Origin of the sequence: Pseudomonas sp. Irchel s3h14, assembly GCF_900187425.1 — a bacterium.
Lineage (GTDB): Bacteria > Pseudomonadota > Gammaproteobacteria > Pseudomonadales > Pseudomonadaceae > Aquipseudomonas.
In genome coordinates, this window is sequence record NZ_FYDJ01000005.1 from 193,085 (window position 1) to 209,885 (window position 16,801).

Annotated in this window: 25 protein-coding genes; 9 read left to right on the forward strand and 16 right to left on the reverse strand. The window is 57.9% G+C overall.

The features are described 5' to 3' along the window. Positions 1 to 50: 50 nt before the first annotated feature. The 16 genes from CKW16_RS12445 to CKW16_RS12515 form a co-directional block, all read right to left on the reverse strand. On the reverse strand, positions 51 to 527 hold the full coding sequence (locus tag CKW16_RS12445) for a phage virion morphogenesis protein (protein WP_095128670.1): 477 nt from the start codon (positions 525 to 527) through the stop codon (positions 51 to 53). Positions 528 to 537: 10 nt separating this feature from the next. Further along, positions 538 to 1,368, reverse strand: coding sequence for a phage minor head protein (locus CKW16_RS12450; RefSeq protein ID WP_095128671.1), 831 nt, complete (start codon positions 1,366 to 1,368; stop codon positions 538 to 540). Position 1,369: 1 nt separating this feature from the next. Then, positions 1,370 to 2,866 carry a DUF935 family protein gene (locus tag CKW16_RS12455; protein WP_095128672.1) on the reverse strand — a complete coding sequence of 499 codons (1,497 nt, stop codon included), beginning with the start codon at positions 2,864 to 2,866 and terminating at the stop codon, positions 1,370 to 1,372. Beyond that, on the reverse strand, positions 2,863 to 4,470 hold the full coding sequence (locus CKW16_RS12460; protein WP_095128673.1) for a hypothetical protein: 1,608 nt from the start codon (positions 4,468 to 4,470) through the stop codon (positions 2,863 to 2,865). Before CKW16_RS12460 ends, CKW16_RS12455 begins: the two co-directional genes overlap by 4 nt. Then, on the reverse strand, positions 4,467 to 5,018 hold the full coding sequence (locus CKW16_RS12465; RefSeq protein WP_095128674.1) for a phage protein Gp27 family protein: 552 nt from the start codon (positions 5,016 to 5,018) through the stop codon (positions 4,467 to 4,469). The genes CKW16_RS12460 and CKW16_RS12465 overlap by 4 nt, the downstream gene beginning before the upstream one ends. Positions 5,019 to 5,020: 2 nt before the next feature. Then, the gene (locus CKW16_RS12470) at positions 5,021 to 5,314 is read right to left on the reverse strand and encodes a hypothetical protein (protein WP_095128675.1); all 294 of its coding nucleotides are present in this window, start codon (positions 5,312 to 5,314) and stop codon (positions 5,021 to 5,023) included. After that, complete coding sequence (locus CKW16_RS12475; RefSeq protein ID WP_095128676.1) at positions 5,311 to 5,616, reverse strand: DUF2730 family protein; 306 nt, start codon at positions 5,614 to 5,616, stop codon at positions 5,311 to 5,313. Before CKW16_RS12475 ends, CKW16_RS12470 begins: the two co-directional genes overlap by 4 nt. Further along, the gene (locus tag CKW16_RS12480) at positions 5,613 to 5,873 is read right to left on the reverse strand and encodes a TraR/DksA C4-type zinc finger protein (RefSeq protein WP_095128677.1); all 261 of its coding nucleotides are present in this window, start codon (positions 5,871 to 5,873) and stop codon (positions 5,613 to 5,615) included. The genes CKW16_RS12475 and CKW16_RS12480 overlap by 4 nt, the downstream gene beginning before the upstream one ends. 6 nt (positions 5,874 to 5,879) lie before the next feature. Further along, positions 5,880 to 6,482, reverse strand: a complete 603-nt coding sequence (locus CKW16_RS12485) for a lysis protein (protein WP_095128678.1) — start codon at positions 6,480 to 6,482, stop codon at positions 5,880 to 5,882. Continuing rightward, entirely contained in the window at positions 6,469 to 6,681 is a 213-nt protein-coding gene (locus CKW16_RS31815) for a hypothetical protein (RefSeq protein ID WP_141232732.1), read from the reverse strand. The genes CKW16_RS12485 and CKW16_RS31815 overlap by 14 nt, the downstream gene beginning before the upstream one ends. Beyond that, positions 6,678 to 6,896, reverse strand: coding sequence for a hypothetical protein (locus CKW16_RS12490; protein WP_095128679.1), 219 nt, complete (start codon positions 6,894 to 6,896; stop codon positions 6,678 to 6,680). Before CKW16_RS12490 ends, CKW16_RS31815 begins: the two co-directional genes overlap by 4 nt. Next, on the reverse strand, positions 6,893 to 7,390 hold the full coding sequence (locus CKW16_RS12495) for a structural protein (RefSeq protein ID WP_095128680.1): 498 nt from the start codon (positions 7,388 to 7,390) through the stop codon (positions 6,893 to 6,895). The genes CKW16_RS12490 and CKW16_RS12495 overlap by 4 nt, the downstream gene beginning before the upstream one ends. 138 nt (positions 7,391 to 7,528) lie before the next feature. Further along, on the reverse strand, positions 7,529 to 7,921 hold the full coding sequence (locus tag CKW16_RS12500; RefSeq protein ID WP_095128681.1) for a hypothetical protein: 393 nt from the start codon (positions 7,919 to 7,921) through the stop codon (positions 7,529 to 7,531). Between the two features lie 97 nt (positions 7,922 to 8,018). Further along, a complete protein-coding gene (locus CKW16_RS12505; RefSeq protein WP_095128682.1) occupies positions 8,019 to 8,576 on the reverse strand; it encodes a hypothetical protein in 558 nt (185 codons plus the stop codon). Between the two features lie 57 nt (positions 8,577 to 8,633). Beyond that, on the reverse strand, positions 8,634 to 9,224 hold the full coding sequence (locus CKW16_RS12510; RefSeq protein WP_095128683.1) for a hypothetical protein: 591 nt from the start codon (positions 9,222 to 9,224) through the stop codon (positions 8,634 to 8,636). A gap of 2 nt (positions 9,225 to 9,226) precedes the next feature. Then, a complete protein-coding gene (locus CKW16_RS12515; RefSeq protein WP_095128684.1) occupies positions 9,227 to 9,742 on the reverse strand; it encodes a helix-turn-helix domain-containing protein in 516 nt (171 codons plus the stop codon). Here CKW16_RS12515 and CKW16_RS12520 point away from each other — a divergent pair. The 9 genes from CKW16_RS12520 (at position 9,731) to CKW16_RS12565 (ending at position 16,778) form a co-directional block, all read left to right on the forward strand. Then, positions 9,731 to 9,943, forward strand: a complete 213-nt coding sequence (locus CKW16_RS12520; protein ID WP_095128685.1) for a DNA-binding protein — start codon at positions 9,731 to 9,733, stop codon at positions 9,941 to 9,943. The genes CKW16_RS12515 and CKW16_RS12520 overlap by 12 nt on opposite strands. A 355-nt stretch (positions 9,944 to 10,298) precedes the next feature. Next, positions 10,299 to 10,778 (forward strand): hypothetical protein, encoded by a 480-nt coding sequence (locus CKW16_RS12530; RefSeq protein WP_095128687.1) that lies wholly within the window; start codon positions 10,299 to 10,301, stop codon positions 10,776 to 10,778. Next, entirely contained in the window at positions 10,775 to 11,077 is a 303-nt protein-coding gene (locus CKW16_RS12535; RefSeq protein ID WP_095128688.1) for a helix-turn-helix domain-containing protein, read from the forward strand. Before CKW16_RS12530 ends, CKW16_RS12535 begins: the two co-directional genes overlap by 4 nt. 11 nt (positions 11,078 to 11,088) lie before the next feature. Next, entirely contained in the window at positions 11,089 to 12,024 is a 936-nt protein-coding gene (locus CKW16_RS12540; RefSeq protein WP_095128689.1) for a hypothetical protein, read from the forward strand. A gap of 4 nt (positions 12,025 to 12,028) precedes the next feature. Further along, on the forward strand, positions 12,029 to 13,804 hold the full coding sequence (locus tag CKW16_RS12545) for a DDE-type integrase/transposase/recombinase (RefSeq protein WP_095128690.1): 1,776 nt from the start codon (positions 12,029 to 12,031) through the stop codon (positions 13,802 to 13,804). Continuing rightward, positions 13,804 to 14,985, forward strand: a complete 1,182-nt coding sequence (locus CKW16_RS12550; protein ID WP_095128691.1) for an ExeA family protein — start codon at positions 13,804 to 13,806, stop codon at positions 14,983 to 14,985. Before CKW16_RS12545 ends, CKW16_RS12550 begins: the two co-directional genes overlap by 1 nt. 1 nt (position 14,986) lies before the next feature. Then, a complete protein-coding gene (locus tag CKW16_RS12555; RefSeq protein WP_176471547.1) occupies positions 14,987 to 15,304 on the forward strand; it encodes a hypothetical protein in 318 nt (105 codons plus the stop codon). Positions 15,305 to 15,469: 165 nt separating this feature from the next. Continuing rightward, a complete protein-coding gene (locus CKW16_RS12560; RefSeq protein WP_095128692.1) occupies positions 15,470 to 16,087 on the forward strand; it encodes a DUF3164 family protein in 618 nt (205 codons plus the stop codon). Between the two features lies 1 nt (position 16,088). Beyond that, positions 16,089 to 16,778 (forward strand): DUF2786 domain-containing protein, encoded by a 690-nt coding sequence (locus CKW16_RS12565; protein WP_095128693.1) that lies wholly within the window; start codon positions 16,089 to 16,091, stop codon positions 16,776 to 16,778. The last annotated feature ends 23 nt before the right edge of the window (positions 16,779 to 16,801 follow it).

Consider the following 16,801-nt stretch of genomic DNA (forward strand, 5'->3'; position numbering starts at 1 on the left):
GCGGTTCGAAGAACCGCAGCCAATGGGCAACGCAAACGCTTCTGAGGGGGTTACAGGCGTGCGGCTTTTTCCAGGTGATGCAGGGCCAGTTCGAGAATCGCTTCCTCTGCCTCGGGCTGGATGACGCCCTCAGCGTCCATCGGCAAGAACGGCCGACCCGGAATGTCACCCCACAGGTGTGGGAACTCTGATTTTTCCCCACCAAAGTGCATCATCGCCGCATAGGGTTTGTTGCTCCCGACCAACGCTGAGCTGTCGGTTGCAAGGCTGGTGACCGAGGCCGCCAAACCCGCCGCGCTGATCTGTAGTATCTGGCCGGGCCAGTTGCCGCTTTTCTGCCGGCGCTCGGTCGTGGTATCGGACAAGTCGGCCCAGTCGGGTCGACCTTCATTTTCAAAGTTCTCCTCTGTCTGGCTGAGCAGTTCGGCAGCAACACCACGCATCAGCGGTGCGAGATCCCCGACCGCCCATTCCACTTTGCGCAGAGCGTCCTGTAGACGCTGGTGATCCAACTCAACAGTGAACATCTTGCGTCTCCTATGCAGCTGACTCTTTGCGCTTCAAAGCCTCGGCGAGACCGGTGCCCGGCGCGTGATTGAAGCCTGGATCGGTGCGGAACGTGACGGCGCGGCCGGAGGCGTCCGTGGTGCGAATACCGGTCACCGAGGCCGTTCGGATTTCCCCGGTGCGTTTATCTGTTCCGGTTTCCACTGTTTCCGTGAACATACGTCCCTCGCTCGACACAACCTTCAAACCCCGACGTTTCACAGCTGCTTCGCTCAAGGCGACAACACGGCAACGGCAGTTGAATCCGTTGGGCGGGAAGATCGCTGACCAGATGGGGTCATCGTGGCGGAACACTTGACCATGCAGTGCTCGGTGACTCGGTCGGGTCTTGCCATCCAGGATGGCGATGTACATCCAGTACGGGTGGGTATCGGTGGTTTGCTCCATGTCGGCCTTACGGCCTGCCATGTAGGCGCTTTGCAGGTTGGTCTGATAGATCGTCTTGAGCCGGCGCGGGCTACCCAATTGCACCAGCTCGCCGACGCCCTCGCTGTCGACAATGACCTGTTGCCCCCACCAGCCTTGAGCTTCCAGAGTCGGCTGCATGTTCGTGATGAACTGCTTGAGGGTCTGGCCGTCTTGCAGCGCGGTTTCCAGCGCTGCCCGAATATCAGATAGCAGATCGAGGCGCATCGCCTTAGCCACGGTAAAGGCCTGGTCGTGCGCCTGATCAAGCATGTCTTGCCAGTTCCAGGTGATCGCATAACCCTTGAACTTGAGGTAGGCGATGGCCTTTTCGGGCTCAAGGCCAAAGATAGCCTTGAGGTCGGCGGGACTTAGACGTTTATCCGAGGCAGCCATATCAATCCTCCCGGTCAACACTGGCGCTCAACCGGCCCCAGGTGTCAGCAATGAACAACAGGTTGGCAAGCTGTTGCTGAAGCGCCTCGCCGTCCATCTGTGGGAACGCCTCAGCAAGTAGGCCGAGCGCCTCTGAATCATCGCGGGCGCGCTGTAATGCTTCGATGAGTGGCGCTACAGCCTGCTCGGCCTGTTGTTGCAACGCTTCGGCGGGCAAGCTGCCAATGGCCTGATCGAGGGCGATTTGATCCAGTAGCGGCCGTACAGTCGGCTCAGCAAACTCCGGCGATTCGGTGGTGGCCACCGCCTCATTGATGTCGCCGTCCTGCAGGTTGTAAGTGCGTTTCCAGTACGCGCTGGTGAACTTCACCCCGGACTCGGTCAACGCCTTATCGCGTTGGGCCAGTGTCTTGTCGATTTCCTCCTGTTCCCAAAGTTGGTACAACGGCGCCACGACGTCGGTGCCGAAGTTGAGGTCGACGACCAAGCGAATACAGGAATTCAATGACGCGGCAACAATGCCCGCATCACCGTCGCGAATGTCTTTGGTGACTTCGGCGCCAGCTGTCGCGCTCGCGCGGTTGCTATCCTTCTCTGTGGTCTGGTTTTGCCCGAGCATGGCCACGTTGATTTCACTGCGGCAGTACTCCAACAATTCACGGTAAACATCGGCGCTGCCGGCCTTGCCGGCGGCTTCGATGATCTGCACGCTGGAGTCGTCCGGGATGGCGGCGACGGCGTCTTGCACCATGGCTTCAAGGCTGTCGAGCAGCAAATCAGTTTCGCCATCGGTGGCACCGCGTGGGTGTTTACCGATGACCCAGGGGCTGCCGTATTTCTCCGTGAACTGGACCCAGAACTTCAGGCCGCCTTTCATGAAGGTCGCCGGCCAGAAGCACATGCTCAGGTCCGGGAAACCGTAGGGGTTGGCATAAGTCGCGTCCTGCCGGGCCACGATAAAACGCTGTGGGTCGCACAGTTCGCCGTCTTGACCGGCCTCTTTGGAGCGAAAACGCAGCGCGTTGTCCTTGTCGTAGAAGAACCATTCGGCGGGCTTGCCGAGCAAATCTTCCGGCACCAAGTTCATGCCCACCGGCTGCCACATCAGCTCGACCGGCTGATAGCCAAACAGGGGCGCGTCGAGCAGCTCGCGAATGATGCGGTCCAGGTCAAGATCCGTCAGCCAATCGCGAATGAAACTTTCCACCTTGATGGGCGCATCGCCGCGTTTGATTCCGCGCTCCAAAGCCAGCACCGAGGCCTTGCGGCGACGAACGTTGCCGCCAACCAATGCCGAGCTGCGCAGGTCGCGGTACACCGTTATGTCCTTACCCTGGGCCTTTAGGATAGGGTCCGGGTTCGGCAGGTTGGCCCCGCTGGAGCCGCCCGCATTGGACCGCCCACGGGTGGCAATGTGCTGGTCCAGCGTGGAGCTGCTCTTGGCATCGGCAAAGCTGACGAATTCGGTGGGGCTGACCCACAGGCCTCTGTTGTTCATGCGTACCCCTGGGTAATGCGTTTGCCCTGACGGCGGCGACGTGATTTGACGGAGACGGGACCTGAGGCGACTTCCAGCGTGGCGAAGTTGGCAAGCGCACCAGCACCCGCGAAGTCGCCGTGGCGATACAGGTCTGGATCTTTCAGGTCTTGTGAGCGGGCTTTCATGATCATTGGGATGCCGTCGACCATTTCGATGGCGCGCACGTCTTGGTGCAATGAGTCATCGAGCGGCAATGTGATGGTGGCGTCCTCGAACAACTGCACGAACTTGGGCATCCAGGCGCCGTACCAGGAGCGGCTGATCTTCACTTGCTGGATGCGGTTGTGGCCGAACTCATCGGCTGTCTCTTCGGCGAGTGTTTCGCCACTGCCGGTGGCGTCCAGCGCGGCACCGACAAAGCGCGGCAGTCCACGCAGGATGTAAAACAGGACCTGTTTTTGTTGGCGGGTCGGCACCTTGTGCATCTCCACCACAAAGGGCACATCACGGTGTCGAACCTGATCGACCGACATCGGGCAGATGATTGAGAAGTCCCGGTGCCTGGCGTAGTCCATGCCCAAGAAGTGACGCAGGTCAGGCGCCAAAACCTGCTGCATCAAGGGCGTCAGATAGCGCCCGATCCAGTCATCCACATAGGCTTCGCGGCGATACACCGGCTGTTGGGTGAAGTCATCGTCCAACGCCAGGCGCAGTACCACCCGGCCGGGGCGCATGGCCTCATCGATCCACACGCCGGGAATGCACACGCCATTGCCGTCGCGGGGGATCGCATCAAGCTCTTCACGCATCTGCGCCTTGCGTGGCCCGTAGGCGTTGCGGATCTTCTTGTACCAGGCTTCCTTCTCTTCGGCCGTAGCGACCTTGCCGGCCATGAAGCACACCCGCTCAAACAATCCGTTGGCCACAGCGTCATCAAAGGTGGCCCGGTAGACTTCAGCGCTGTCGCCATAACGTTTGTCCCGGATGTCGTTGACCATCTGGTTGAACGCGTTGCCCTTGCCGTTATGTGTGCTGATGATGACGATGCGACCGCCCCAAATCAGCAGCGCCGTGGCGGCGTCGAGTACGGCCGACACGTCACGGTGAAACGCGGCTTCGTCGATGATGACCTTGCCCTGCAAGCCACGCACGCCGGCCGGGTTGCTCGACAGTGCAACGATCTTGAAACCGGAGGCGTAACGAATGCGGTAAGCATTGATCTGGCGGGTGTTGCCGGCTTCGTCCTGGTCATCGAACAGGAACTCCTCGATCTCGCTGACGCCCGATGCCTGAGCCTCAGCCATTACCCGGCTGAACTTGGCGCAGTAGCCAATGAACTCCAGACCTTTTTCCTTGGTGTCACCGATGTAAAAGCAGTCCATGCCGCCCGCGACTTTTTGCGAGGCGGCGGTGATGACCGAGTCCAGCGCTTCGGCAAAGGTGATGCCGGTACGGCGGCCTTTTTCACAGAGTTTGATCTGCGCGTCGATGCCCAGCCATTCCGACTGGTGAGCCATCAGAATCCCGTCATCGAGGGGGTTGTAGCCCTCGGGGATTTCCCGGACGCTCGGCGGCAGTTCGTCCCATTCGATGACGCGCAGCGTACTGGATGAGGGTTTCATCGTTTCACACCCAGAAATTTCTGGCGCCAGAACATGGCCTGGTCTTCGGTCATGCCTTTGGCTTTCACCGCGCTGTCCAGTTCGGCGGCTTGCTCCTGGAGCAAACGGTCGCGGGCCGCTTTTTCGATGACCTGACGTTCCTTCACGCTCATCGTCCGCGCTTCCATGGTGGCCTTCGCGGCGCGGGCCAGGGCCGAGACTTCGGCGATGGTCACTTCATCCTTTTCATGGGCGCCCATGGCAGCCTGGTAGGTCAGCGTCGAGATGGCCTCCACCAACAGCACACCTGTTTTGTCTGAGGCGTCTTCGCCGAACGCGCCCACGAACGCTTCGGCCATTTCGCGCTGCTGGCGGACTTTGTCGGTGAGTTCGTCAAAGCCGATTTTGAAACGGCCCAGCGCACTACGGCTTGGGGCTTTCTCATTGGGGAAGCGCGCCTGAATATCGGCCAGCATGTCGTCCAGGGTCATGCGGTCTTCGCGCAATAGCTTCTGGATGTAGGCCTTGACCATTGAAGGCAGACGATTGATGGAGGACTTGCCTGCCATGGTTACGCCCCCGGCCGTTTGATACCGGGAACACGAGCGCGTCCTGCAGCAATGTCCTGTCCGCGCTCATTGAGCGTGGCTACCAGCACGGGGCCAACATCGGCAACAGTCAATGCGCCTTGTTCGGCCAGCCAGTTCAATTCGGTTTTCACCTGGTCACGGCTGAGGGTATGCCCGTAGCTGTCCAGGGCCATGGTCAACACGGAGCTGTTGGCGCGATAACCGGTCATCTCGGCCAATAGGCGAAGGATCACCAGGCGGATGTCCTGGCGCAGAAAGTCGGCGTATTGGGTCATGTCTTTTCTCGCAGCAAGTAGTCATTGATCCGGTCCAGCGAACGGGCTAAAGGGCCAAGCGCATCCTTGACCCCCGACAGTTCGGCACGTACGGCTTTCATGTCGCCCAACAGATCGGTCACGGCCGTCTGATCTGGAAGGTGTCGGACGTGTTCTTCCAGGGCGACGATGCGGGTGCGCAGCTCCAGCAATTCCTGCGCACTGGCGGCCTGACGTTTGGTCATCCATGTGTAGATGGCGAGTACCGTGACGATCAGCCACTGCACGGTCTGAAAGCCGAAGTTGAGTTCGTTCAAGTTCATTCAAAACCCCGCGTGGCCAAGTGTTCCAAGGCGTCTATGCAATCAAAACAATGTTCGGTACCAGGTTCAGCCTGGCGACGATCTTCGGGAATGGCGTCACCGCACCCTTCGCAGCGGTAAGCCGAAGGACCGGAGCCTCGCCGCAGATCGCTATTACGGACACGCAACTCAGAATCACTGATGGCGTCATTTGTATCGGGCTCCGCTGTATCTATTTCGCTGGTGTCTTCATCTGTAGCGAGGTCAGCTACATCCATAAGCGGTCAGTCCTTTTCCTGGAGATCAAGCAAGGCATTGAGTTGGACGAGGTTGGATCGGGCCCACACGCCGTAGTCCTGGGCGTGGGCAAGGATGTCGGCCGCAGTGACGCCGCTTTCCAGTAGCTCGGCGTCAGTGCCGGTGGCGGGCCAGGCCGCTTTTTCAGAAGTGGTGGCAGCGGTGCCTGGTCTTGGGGTGGGCACACCGAGGGCGGTGTTGTAGTCGCGCAGCCAACCAGCAGTGAACACGCAACGAGGGATAGGCTTAGCAACAGCGCCAGGCGCTGCAATGTATTGGGTCGTGACATGGGGAATGCGCTCCTGGAGCTGGCGTTTTTCTTCTGTAAAACGGTCTAAGGTGTCGAACAGCAGAGCCTCGGCTTCGGTCGCACGGGTGACTTGCTGCAGCAGCTGCACACGATTGGCTGTCTCCGCAGCGAGCATCTGCTCTGCGTGCGTTACCTTGAGATTTGCCTGATCGGTAGCACCCAACGACTGGGCATAACGAAAGCCAAGGCCATAGGCGATTGAGCCGGCGGCCGTCGCACTTATCACGCAGGCCAGCACGGCGACCGTTAACCCTGACGGCAACCGATCAAGCACGCCCATGGTGGTGCCTCATACGGTTACGGGATTTACGCGCACGACGCTTTGCCGCCGCGATGCCGGTCTTGCCGAGACGAGAAGGATGGATAACGGTGGGCTTGATCCAGCTGCCAGCTGCTGTACTGGGAATGGTCCAGCGCCAGGCCCCAATCAAGCCCGCCATCAGTGCGGCAAAGGTTCGACCAAACAGATTCAATCTCATGGCCGAACCTCCTGATCAGGGCCTTGCTTGATCAGGCGAGCGAAGAACAGCAGCAAGCCCAGACCGCTGTTGAACGCGGCGTAGGCCCTGGGTGAAAGCTGTGCCTGCCACAGCGGCAGCAGCTCAAGTTGAGCGAAGCCGAACAAGGCGATTAATACGCCGAGCTGGACGCTGTACAGCTTGTAGCAGCAACGCCAACCACAGATCAGCTTCATGCTGGCACCTCACCTTTGCCATGCACGATGCCGCGTTCGATACCAGCCAGTGCCAAACCTTCAGCAATGATTGAGTCGCCATACCACTGGCCACCTGGTAGAGGGCCAGAACCGTTTTCGTGACGGATAACGACCGGGACCAAGACGCGCATAACTTCATAGTCGTAAACGTCGACGCCTTCAAAATCAGGATCGAGTCCCAAGGCGCGAGCCACGCTCAAGACATAGGCATTGGTGTTGTTTTCGGATGGGGGTGCCCAGCGTTCGATGATCTCGCGGATGCTGTCGATGCGACTGCCATCGGCAGCCAGACGCTTGTCCTGGTAGGTGATCAGTACACGGGCAATGGCCCGGATACCCCAGCGTGGAGCCGTGAACTGGACGAACTCGCTATCGCTCTGGGCGACGGCCATGCCTTGCCAGCGCACACCTTTGGCGTGACGGATGTTGCCGGGGTTGAAGTTGCGGATACCGCGAGGGGATTCGGGTCGCATGGGACGCCTCCTGTAATGACGCCGCCAGTTTCGGACGCCAGAAATACACACGCCGCCATGATGGGCGGCGTGGTGCAGGAGGGCTTTTAATCGAGTTTAAAGAGATGGTGAGTAAAGTATTCCGTAACTGCCGTTCAACTACGCCCAGCCTCGGCTGTGTTGAAAGATCTCTACCGTCGCGATGCTTTCCCGATAGGCATACACCATAGGACCATACTTATTCTGGATTCGTAGGAATAAGAAATACGGCACGATCATCCCGAGCAAAATGGTAGCAAACAGCAACGCAGAGGAGCCAAAAGCAATCCCTGTAAATAACTCTGCAATGAACGTCAAAGCGCCTATAGCCATCCACCCGACAATGGGGTTGAACATTATTTTTTTACGAGCATCTTTCAAGCGTTCGCGCAGATGTGTAAGTAGCTCGGCCACTTCCTCGCGGCTTTTAGTCGCAAGATCATTCAGGTCATAGTTGTAAATATCGCCGCCAGCTACCTGCCCGACATTGCCATTAAATTTCTGGTTTCCCATATGTCCACTCTTGATTTATTTGGCTAAGCGCTTCAATGCGACCTTTATCTACTCAGGGCTGCCGGCTCCCATTCATGGTCCAAAGCCCAGGCATGAATCAGCTTTTGCAGTGGGCAGGCTTGGGCTGCGCAATGACTTCTTTTGTCTCGGGGTCGACCGTAAATACGGTAAGGCACTCTCGACCGCCACCCAGTTTTTTCTTCAGTTCCGCATCGCTTTCGGCATCCGACTTCGCTGACATCACAGGATCTGCAGATTGGAGGCAGTCATCCCGCTTTTCCTGATACTCATCCAGGGCATCTTTGATTGAGCCGGGTACCTTTTCAACACCACCGTTTTGAGCAGCGGCCAACTGTGCATTCCACCAACTGCGGGAAAAGTTACCCGCCGCAAAGCAACTGCCAAGTGGCTCAAAGACTGTGGAGCCGAACTGACGTTTGCCAGACTCCACCAACGAAGAAAAATGCTTGCTGTGAGCACTGATGTTGGCGAGGTCTCCACTCTTCAAAATGGCAATGCCATCGGTCATCGCTTTTCCAAGAGCGCCCATCTGTTTAGTGGCTTGCTCCAACGAATCAGGGCTTGCCTTCGTGAAAGGCTCTGCTTGAGCAGTCACCGATATAAACAACACAAACAGACTGAATATTTTTTTCATTCACAACGTTCCCTGTAAAAATTCCCTGTTAGCTTTCGACAAGTTTCGAAAGGTTTTTCAGAACCAGATCCCGCCAATGAGTACGCCAAGACAAAACAATACCGCTGCGTTCTGTTTATGCATGACCAAGAACTCTTTGATCGACAGTGTACTGGCCCCGATAGGAGTCGCTTTTACCTGACTCGTAGGCTCAAAGCACTGCACAAACTCTAACGTTTGTTGTAGCTGATGTTTCTGAAGGTTTTTTAGCTGAGTGCGGCCAAAGCTCAACTCGCAGAAATTGTTCATCTCCGCCTTCGCGTCTTTTTCGGCGACGGCCCGCAAGACCTTGCCCACCAACCGACGTTTGTCGGCGTCTTCTTGCAGAAGCTCCAGCCGTGCCTGGATGGCACTTCGCGCATTCGCGAACTGCTCTGTAGTGATCTCGCTGATTGATGTCACACCCAGTTGAGCGTGCACTCTGCGCCAGACATCCCGAGGGTCGTCTCCCAGCTCCTCGCACTTGGCGCGCAGCTCATGTAGCTCCTTGCGCTGTGCTGCAACCAAACCACGGCTTTCAGCTTTGTCGGTCAGATTGATATTGATGCCGTAGTTGTTGATGTCACCTTCTGCCACCTGACCTACACCACCATGGAAGTCCTGACTCATGCTTACTTCTTCCCTTTACTGCCACCCACATTGAGCGTGAGGCCAGATTGATTGACCGATCCGTGGATGTATTGGCCGACTTCTTTGAACGTGTGCTGCGAACTTGCAGAGGCCTGTCCGCCAAGCAGTGCACGCAGAGCTTCGTCTTGCTGGACTTCAGTACTACGTCTGAATTGTTCCAGGAACAGCCTCTCCCTTGTAGTCGGAGGGGTTGAACCGCGTAACCCAGTCAACACGTACTGAACATCTGCGCCAGCCAAGGCAAAGGCCTCTAACGCCTCCATTCCTGGTGACACCGACCCACCTTCATAACGACTCCAGGTCTCGCGGGTTACCCCAGCGATAGAACCTGCTGCCGCCTGAGTGAGCTTCAGACGCTTTCGCTCTTCTTTCAAGCGCAAATAAGGTGATCTATCCGTCACAAAATATCCTTGACGATGTGATCTATAGATCACATAATCATTCGCACATACCGCAATTATCTTTGCATCACAGGAGCCACCACCATGGCCACCCATGCCAAAGCCCTAACCGCCGACCAGGTGAAAGAAAACTTCCGCCGGGTAGGCAAAACCATTACTCAATGGGCTCTCGAAAACGGCTACACCCGGAATGAGGTGTACCGCGTTCTCAATGGCCAAGCTAAAGCCAACTATGGAAAAGCACATGACATCGCCGTAAAGCTCGGCCTCAAACCTTGCGTAGCGTTGGCAGCGTGATGGCTACCTCACAGCGCAAGCTAGGCGAGCGTCTCGTGCTTCGGCCAACTGATCACAGAGCCATGCAAGCGTTTTCGTGGCTTCGGCGTCTATCGGTTGACCCGTCCAGTGAACTGGACGCAGGGCATGGTCAATGCGCCCAGGCGTCACCAGCCCTTCAACTTCAAGTATCGCGGCAAGGCGTAACCAGCCCTGCGCCAGCGCGTTCACCTGTGCCTCTAGCCTTTCTATACGGTCGGTCATTTCCCATGTCCACGTTTGCGAATGTACCCGAAAACTTTGCACCCGCAGTAATCCTTTTGCCTATGTGCAAAACGGTTATTTGTTTGGAAGACGCCCGGCCGAGGGCATTCCAATGAATCGCCGTCGCTGGAAAAACACACAACCCACCTCGCTGCGCCACGCCCTGGAGCTGTGCAAGGACTTTGCGAAGGAAGCCCACAACAAAGGTGTGGATCGTATCGCCGATGAAATGGGCGTGTCGGATCACTGGTCAGTCTACAAGTGGTTACAAACTGGTCGCATGCCGGCCAACCTGATCCGCCCCTATGAGCGCGCTTGCGGCTGCGATTACGTCACCCGCTGGATTGCCGCGAGCGCTGGCCGGCTGACCATCGATATCCCAACGGGCAGGCATTGCACCGCTCAAGACACGCAGGCCCTGCAAGAGTTACTCACGACGGCGGCGGGCAAGCTGCTGGCTTTCTACGCCAAAAACAGTGAGGCCGAGGAAACCTTGGCGGCGATCCAAGCTGCGATGGAAGGCCTTGCCTGGCACAGAGGCAACGTCAACCAAACCCAAACCCCACAACTTGAACTGGAGGAGCGGCCATGACGCGCACCGCATCCAGCGCAGGCCGCGTCCTGCGCGTTCTGAAAGCTTTGAAGGGCCATACCGTGACGGGGCTCAGCAATGCCGAGCTGGCACACCTTACGCAAGACAGCCCGAGCAATGTGACTCGGGCGGTGCAGACCCTGATCGAGGAAGGCTTCGCGGTGAAGCTCGATAACGGCCGGTTTGCCCACTCCATCGTAATGCTTCAAATCGCACAGGCCCACGCCGAACACATGGCCCGTCTGACCGGGCGCCTACATGAAATCAATCAGCGCATTGCCGCTGGATCGATGAGCTAAGGAGTACACCCATGGCACGAACCAAAACCCTACCGGTAGAAGTCGCAGAGCTGCCCGCTTTGAACGGTGAAATGCTGACGGCTAACCAGAACGCAATGGCAACCATCCAAGCCTCGCACAGCGATGAGCGCGATATGGTCAACCAGTTACTGGGGCAGGCTCAAATGGCCGGCGCGTTTGAAGAATTTTCCCGCACGGTGCGGACTTCAAAACTGGCGTTCGTCAAAGAAAACAAGCTTTACCGGGCTATTGCCGGGCGCAAAAGTCCGCACGGTGCGGAAATCTTGGGCGGCACTTGGGACGAGTTTTGCGCCTTGCTGGGCCGTTCTGTCGATCAGGTTGACCGGGATATTGCGAACCTTCGGGCATTCGGGGAAGAGGCGCTCGACTCTATGTCCCGCATGGGCATCGGCTACCGCGAGCTACGTCAGTACAGACGCCTTCCAGAAGATCAACAGGCGGCGCTGATCGAGGTCGCCAAGGCCGGTGACAAAGACGCGTTTCTTGACCTTGCCGAGGAGGTCATCGCCAAACACGCCAAGGAAAAACAGGAGCTGACTCAGCGCCTTGATGACGTCAATGCCGACTATGAAGCCCAGGGCGAAGTCATGGCAAAGAAGGCCAAGGAGCTGGATAGCACCAAGCAAGAATTGGAGAAGCACCGCAAGCGTATTCAGGCTGCAACGCCAGACGATGTCATCAGAGACCTGCGTGCAGAAGTTGTCGCCCTGCAATTTGAAGTCGAGGCCAAGATTCTTGGCGAGTTGCGCGAAGGATTCTCCTTGATGGCCGAACACGGCGCCGCCCACGGCGTGGATCATCGGGCTTACAAAGCGGACTTGATCCGTCAACTGGAAGTCACCCTGGCCACTGTGCGAAGTGAGTTCAATCTGCCCGAGCAGTCGGACGGCGGCGCCCCTGTGTGGTTGAACGCAGCCGAGGCCTAACCCCATGAACCCGGTACAGATCCAGCAATTGGCTCAAATTGCCCAACGCGCCGAGAACGCCCCACACGGTCAGCGTACCGCCGTTTACCAGGCAGGCGCGGCAGAGCTGGGTATGTCTGTACAAACCCTGCAGCGCAAGTTGAAGGAGGTCCGCGTGGTGAAGCCCCGTAAACGCCGCAGCGATGCGGGATGCAGCGCGCTGCCTCTCAATGAAGCACGGCTGATCTCGGCCGTGTTACTTGAGTCGATCCGCGCCAACAACAAACAGCTGTCGACTATAGAGCGCGCTGTGGAGCGCCTGCGTAGTAATGGACTGATTTTGGCCGGCCGCCTCGATGAGCAGACGGGTGAGTTCCGCCCGTTGACCAATGGCGCGATCAATCGGGCGCTACGCAGCTACAAGTTGCACCCCGAACAGCTGCTGCATGACGCGCCTGCGGTTTCGCTGGCGAGCAAACATCCCAACCACGTTTGGCAGGTTGACGCGTCGATCTCGACTCAGTTCTACCTGGCGGATGATGGCGCGCAGGTGATGAACAAGGCCGAGTATTACGACGGCAAACCCGGCAACCTCAAGAAGATCGAACGCCAACGGTTGTGGCGGTATGTGATCACCGACCATACCAGCGGCACGCTTTACGTGGAGTACGTGCTGGGCGCGGAGTCCGCCGAAAACCTTTGCAATGTCCTGATCAACGCAATGCAGAAGCGCAGCGAGTCCGACCCTTTTCATGGGGTGCCTTGGATGCTGATGACCGACCCCGGTGCGGCGATGACCAGCGGTATTTTCCGCAACCTCTGCCGGGCCATGTCCATCGACCTGATCATCAACCAGGTCGGCAACGCTCGGGCGAAAGGTCAGGTTGAACAGGCTCACAACATCGTAGAACGGGAGTTCGAAAGCGCGCTCAAGTTTCAGGCGGCTGAAAGCCTGGAGCAGATCAACGCGTGGGCCGGTAAGTGGATGCGTTACTTCAATGCGACGTCCATTCATACCCGCACCCGGCGCACCCGGTACGGTGTCTGGCAACTGATCCGTCAGGAGCAACTGCGCCTCGCTCCAAGCATTGAGGTGTGTAGAGAACTGGCAGTCAGCACGCCGGACTACCGCAAAGTCAGCAACCTGTTGCGTGTCTCGTTCCGGGGCGCTCAGTTCGATGTCAGTTCGGTGCCAGACGTGATGGTCGGCGAAAAGCTGCTGATTACCCGTAACTGCTGGCGCGATAAGGACACGGCCATCGCCGTGTTGGTTGGAGACGACGGCCGTGAGAACTATCACGTCATCGAGCGCATCGGTGTGGACGAATTCGGATTCGCTGAAACCTCCGCCACCATCGGCGAACAGTACAAGCGCCACGCTGAAACGCCAGCCCAGCTGTCGCGAAAAGTGCTGGAGCAGATCGCGACAGGCACCACCAATCAGGCGGATGCCGAAGCGGCCCGCAAGGCCAAGGCCGTTCCGTTCGGCGGCCTGATCAATCCACACAAACACGTTAACGACACTGTGCTGCCGGCCTATATGCCACGACGTGGTACCAGCCTCAACGTCAATGCCCCAACCGTCGAGGTTGCCCCTCTCAGTCACGTCGAAGCCGCGAAGTTGCTGCGCCCGCGACTGGGCAACCTCTGGACGGCAGAAACGTTTGGCTGGCTGCAGCAGCGTTACCCGCAAGGAGTTTCCGAAGAGCAGCTCGACGCCGTCGAGGCTGAGCTGAAACGACCCGTTGAGGTCATGCGCAAACCGTTCAGCCTGGTGCTGGCAGCGGTTGGAGGTGAGTGATGTTGAAGCTGAAGAAAATTCTACAGGACGTGGGCCGACCTCAATCGGCCTTGGCCGAGTCGCTGAGCCTCAGCGGCGCCACGGTCGCCCAATTGCTGAACCACGGCCACTGGCCGCGCAGTCTGGATAGCGACGAACTACAGGGGCGCATTCGCGGGTTCCTGACCGAGTCCGGCGCCAATGACGCCGATATTGCCAACGCATTTGAAGAAGTGGATCTGCCGTGCGCCAACACGGCAGATCCGGCCCTTAAGAAAGAGCCGTCCGGGGAGGACGAACCTATGTTACTGCCAAAGCAGACCATTCAGCCAAATACCCGTAAAGCCTTTGGTTTGTTCCGTGACCCCTTTGATGAGTTGCAGTGCGCCCAGGACATGTGGGTCAGCCCTGATATTCGCTATGTGCGGGAGGTCATGTACCAGACCGCACGGCACGGCGGTTTCCTTGCGGTTGAGGGGGAATCAGGGGCCGGGAAAAGCACGCTCCGGCGTGACCTGGTGAACCGCATCGCCGAAAACAACGACCCGGTCATCATCATTGAGCCTTATGTATTGGCGTCCGAGGACAACGACACCAAGGGAAAATCCCTGAAAAGCACGCATATCGCCGAGTCAATGATGGCGGCCGTTGCGCCTTTGGCCAAACCCAAGAGCAGCCCTGAGGCGCGCTTTGCCCAGTTGCACAAGGCATTGAAAGAGTCGCATGCCGCCGGTTATCGCCATTGCCTGGTCATTGAAGAAGCCCACAGCCTGCCGATTCCAACGCTCAAACACCTTAAACGCATTCTGGAACTGGAGGTCGGGTTCACCAAACTGGTCAGCATCATCATGATCGGCCAGCCCGAGTTGGGCGTGAAGCTCAGCGAGCGCAATGCCGATGTGCGTGAAGTGGTGCAGCGCTGCGAGCGGGTCACGCTGACGGCGATTGAAACTTCCCGCCTGGAGGAGTTCTTGAAGTTTCGATTTGACCGGGCGGGCAAGGCGCTTGCCGAGGTGATTGATGAGGGCGGAATACAGGCCATTGCGGCGCGCCTGTCCCAGCCTAAACGCAGCGGTGGCCGCGACGAAACGGTGTCGCTGCTTTATCCGCTGGCCATCGGCAATTTGATGATCGCGGCGTTGAATCTGGCCGCTCACCTCGGCGCACCCATCGTTACTGCTGATGTGGTCAAGGGGGTATGACATGGCCGCTCTGTACTTGGTAAGCGCACGAGTGGCTCAACCGTTGAGCATTCTGGCGGAAGAGTTCCCGGTGAAGCTGTCGGTTTTCAACGAGCTGACCCGAGACATCCGTGACGTCGGCATTACGGTCAAGCACCTGGTGCTGCTCGACAACAAAATCTTTATCGAAGAAGTCGACGTCGAGCTGTTTCTGCGCCGTTTCGGGCATCAATTGCGGGGGATTCGGTACTCGCCTGCGGGGCGATTTACCTGCAATACCGTGACGGTGCGAGGGATTGATGTTGCTTGGTACACATTGATGAAGGAGCAAGACAAATGAATACCAGTGAGTCTTTCCACCTCATTCCTCTGGCTTGGTCTTGGACAGCCATGTCCTGGAGGCCCCGCAGCCAACCCCGCAACCTGGTCAAGGCTGGCGCCCTGATCCTTGCTGAAGTTGACCGACTCGACCGAGCCACAAACCGAACTCACGCGGAGACGCCCAATGTCTGATCTCAATATTCCTGCGGGTTTCGTCCGCAATGCCGTGGGTCACTTGGTTCCTGTAGACCAGGTGCGCGAGCAGGACAAACTGCGCGACCAGGTGGCCCGCGAACTTGCCGAGGCGGCCAAGGAGCTGAGCCTGGCTTTGAAGAAGTTCAAGAAAAAATCGCTCGGCGATGTGGCCGACTTGATCAGTATTGCCGGTGAGCGGTATGGCGTTCAGATGGGTGGAAAGAAAGGCAACGTCACTATTGCCAGCTATGACGGCAAATACAAAGTGCAGCGCTCCTATGCCGACCGGCTGACGTTCACTGAGGAAATGGAGGTGGCCAAGGTCATGGTTTATGACTGCATCCGGGCATGGAGCAAGGGCGCGGACGGCCACCTGTTGGCAATCGTCGACCGAACGTTTAGCCCGAATCGTAATGGCCAGATTAAAACCACCGACGTTCTGGATCTGCTGCGGTTGGAGATTGACGACGACCACTGGAAGGCCGCCATGCAGGCGGTGAGGGACTCCATCATGGTTTCGGGGAGTGCCGTGTACATACGCGTGTATGAGCGGATCGGCGACTCGGACAATTACAAGGCAATCCCTCTCGATCTGGCGGTGGTGTGACATGGAGAACAATCGCACGCTGGAGAAGATCAAGAAATGCCTGGAGATGGCCAAGTCCAAAACGAGCAACCCTCACGAGGCTGAAACTGCTCTACGACAAGCGCACAAGCTGATGGAGATGTACAACCTGGAAGTGGGCGATGTGCTGGCCAGCATGGCGGGCGAGCATCCGATCCTTGCTGGTTCGGAAGGTTCTCCGCCTGTGTGGCGTGTAAGGCTTGCGCAGGTTTGTGCAGATGCGTTCGGCACCAGGATCATTGTCTCTAACCGCCGATACAGCGCGGCTCGCTTCATTTTTGTTGGCTGCTCAGCTGCGCCGGAGTTGGCTGGTTACGCTTACCAGGTGCTGGTGCGCCAGTTACAGAAGGCTCGCCGCGAATTTCTGGACACGCAAAAGCGCTGCAAGCGCTCGACCAAGGTCGCCCGAGGGGACGCCTTCGCCAATGGTTGGCTGGATGCGGTCAACAGCAAAATCCAGTCCTTCGCGGGGGTCGAGGACAATATCGCCGAGGCGATAGAGGCCTATATGAGCAAACACTACCCGGATCTTGAGAGCGTCGATCTGAAACGCCGTAAGGTCAAAGCGCGTAACGAGGGTGCCACTGATGCAGGCTACGAAGCGGGTCAGTCCGCTCAGTTGCATCAGGCTGTCGGGCATCAACCTCGTGCACGTTTGACGGTGGGGATTTGAACATGGCCTCTACAAGCACAGGC

What these genes read in the sequence shown, in the direction of transcription:
- CKW16_RS12520 (WP_095128685.1), top strand. Translation starts at nt 9,731, where the DNA reads ATGGCCACCCATGCCAAAGCCCTAACCGCCGACCAGGTGAAAGAAAAC.
- CKW16_RS12480 (WP_095128677.1), bottom strand. Translation starts at nt 5,873, where the DNA reads ATGGATGTAGCTGACCTCGCTACAGATGAAGACACCAGCGAAATAGAT.
- CKW16_RS12565 (WP_095128693.1), top strand. Translation starts at nt 16,089, where the DNA reads ATGGAGAACAATCGCACGCTGGAGAAGATCAAGAAATGCCTGGAGATG.
- CKW16_RS12460 (WP_095128673.1), bottom strand. Translation starts at nt 4,470, where the DNA reads ATGAAACCCTCATCCAGTACGCTGCGCGTCATCGAATGGGACGAACTG.
- CKW16_RS12490 (WP_095128679.1), bottom strand. Translation starts at nt 6,896, where the DNA reads ATGAAGCTGATCTGTGGTTGGCGTTGCTGCTACAAGCTGTACAGCGTC.
- CKW16_RS31815 (WP_141232732.1), bottom strand. Translation starts at nt 6,681, where the DNA reads ATGAGATTGAATCTGTTTGGTCGAACCTTTGCCGCACTGATGGCGGGC.
- CKW16_RS12550 (WP_095128691.1), top strand. Translation starts at nt 13,804, where the DNA reads ATGTTGAAGCTGAAGAAAATTCTACAGGACGTGGGCCGACCTCAATCG.
- CKW16_RS12515 (WP_095128684.1), bottom strand. Translation starts at nt 9,742, where the DNA reads ATGGGTGGCCATGGTGGTGGCTCCTGTGATGCAAAGATAATTGCGGTA.
- CKW16_RS12530 (WP_095128687.1), top strand. Translation starts at nt 10,299, where the DNA reads ATGAATCGCCGTCGCTGGAAAAACACACAACCCACCTCGCTGCGCCAC.
- CKW16_RS12545 (WP_095128690.1), top strand. Translation starts at nt 12,029, where the DNA reads ATGAACCCGGTACAGATCCAGCAATTGGCTCAAATTGCCCAACGCGCC.
- CKW16_RS12465 (WP_095128674.1), bottom strand. Translation starts at nt 5,018, where the DNA reads ATGGCAGGCAAGTCCTCCATCAATCGTCTGCCTTCAATGGTCAAGGCC.
- CKW16_RS12540 (WP_095128689.1), top strand. Translation starts at nt 11,089, where the DNA reads ATGGCACGAACCAAAACCCTACCGGTAGAAGTCGCAGAGCTGCCCGCT.
- CKW16_RS12500 (WP_095128681.1), bottom strand. Translation starts at nt 7,921, where the DNA reads ATGGGAAACCAGAAATTTAATGGCAATGTCGGGCAGGTAGCTGGCGGC.
- CKW16_RS12475 (WP_095128676.1), bottom strand. Translation starts at nt 5,616, where the DNA reads ATGAACTTGAACGAACTCAACTTCGGCTTTCAGACCGTGCAGTGGCTG.
- CKW16_RS12445 (WP_095128670.1), bottom strand. Translation starts at nt 527, where the DNA reads ATGTTCACTGTTGAGTTGGATCACCAGCGTCTACAGGACGCTCTGCGC.
- CKW16_RS12450 (WP_095128671.1), bottom strand. Translation starts at nt 1,368, where the DNA reads ATGGCTGCCTCGGATAAACGTCTAAGTCCCGCCGACCTCAAGGCTATC.
- CKW16_RS12495 (WP_095128680.1), bottom strand. Translation starts at nt 7,390, where the DNA reads ATGCGACCCGAATCCCCTCGCGGTATCCGCAACTTCAACCCCGGCAAC.
- CKW16_RS12505 (WP_095128682.1), bottom strand. Translation starts at nt 8,576, where the DNA reads ATGAAAAAAATATTCAGTCTGTTTGTGTTGTTTATATCGGTGACTGCT.
- CKW16_RS12455 (WP_095128672.1), bottom strand. Translation starts at nt 2,866, where the DNA reads ATGAACAACAGAGGCCTGTGGGTCAGCCCCACCGAATTCGTCAGCTTT.
- CKW16_RS12470 (WP_095128675.1), bottom strand. Translation starts at nt 5,314, where the DNA reads ATGACCCAATACGCCGACTTTCTGCGCCAGGACATCCGCCTGGTGATC.
- CKW16_RS12560 (WP_095128692.1), top strand. Translation starts at nt 15,470, where the DNA reads ATGTCTGATCTCAATATTCCTGCGGGTTTCGTCCGCAATGCCGTGGGT.
- CKW16_RS12535 (WP_095128688.1), top strand. Translation starts at nt 10,775, where the DNA reads ATGACGCGCACCGCATCCAGCGCAGGCCGCGTCCTGCGCGTTCTGAAA.
- CKW16_RS12555 (WP_176471547.1), top strand. Translation starts at nt 14,987, where the DNA reads ATGGCCGCTCTGTACTTGGTAAGCGCACGAGTGGCTCAACCGTTGAGC.
- CKW16_RS12510 (WP_095128683.1), bottom strand. Translation starts at nt 9,224, where the DNA reads ATGAGTCAGGACTTCCATGGTGGTGTAGGTCAGGTGGCAGAAGGTGAC.
- CKW16_RS12485 (WP_095128678.1), bottom strand. Translation starts at nt 6,482, where the DNA reads ATGGGCGTGCTTGATCGGTTGCCGTCAGGGTTAACGGTCGCCGTGCTG.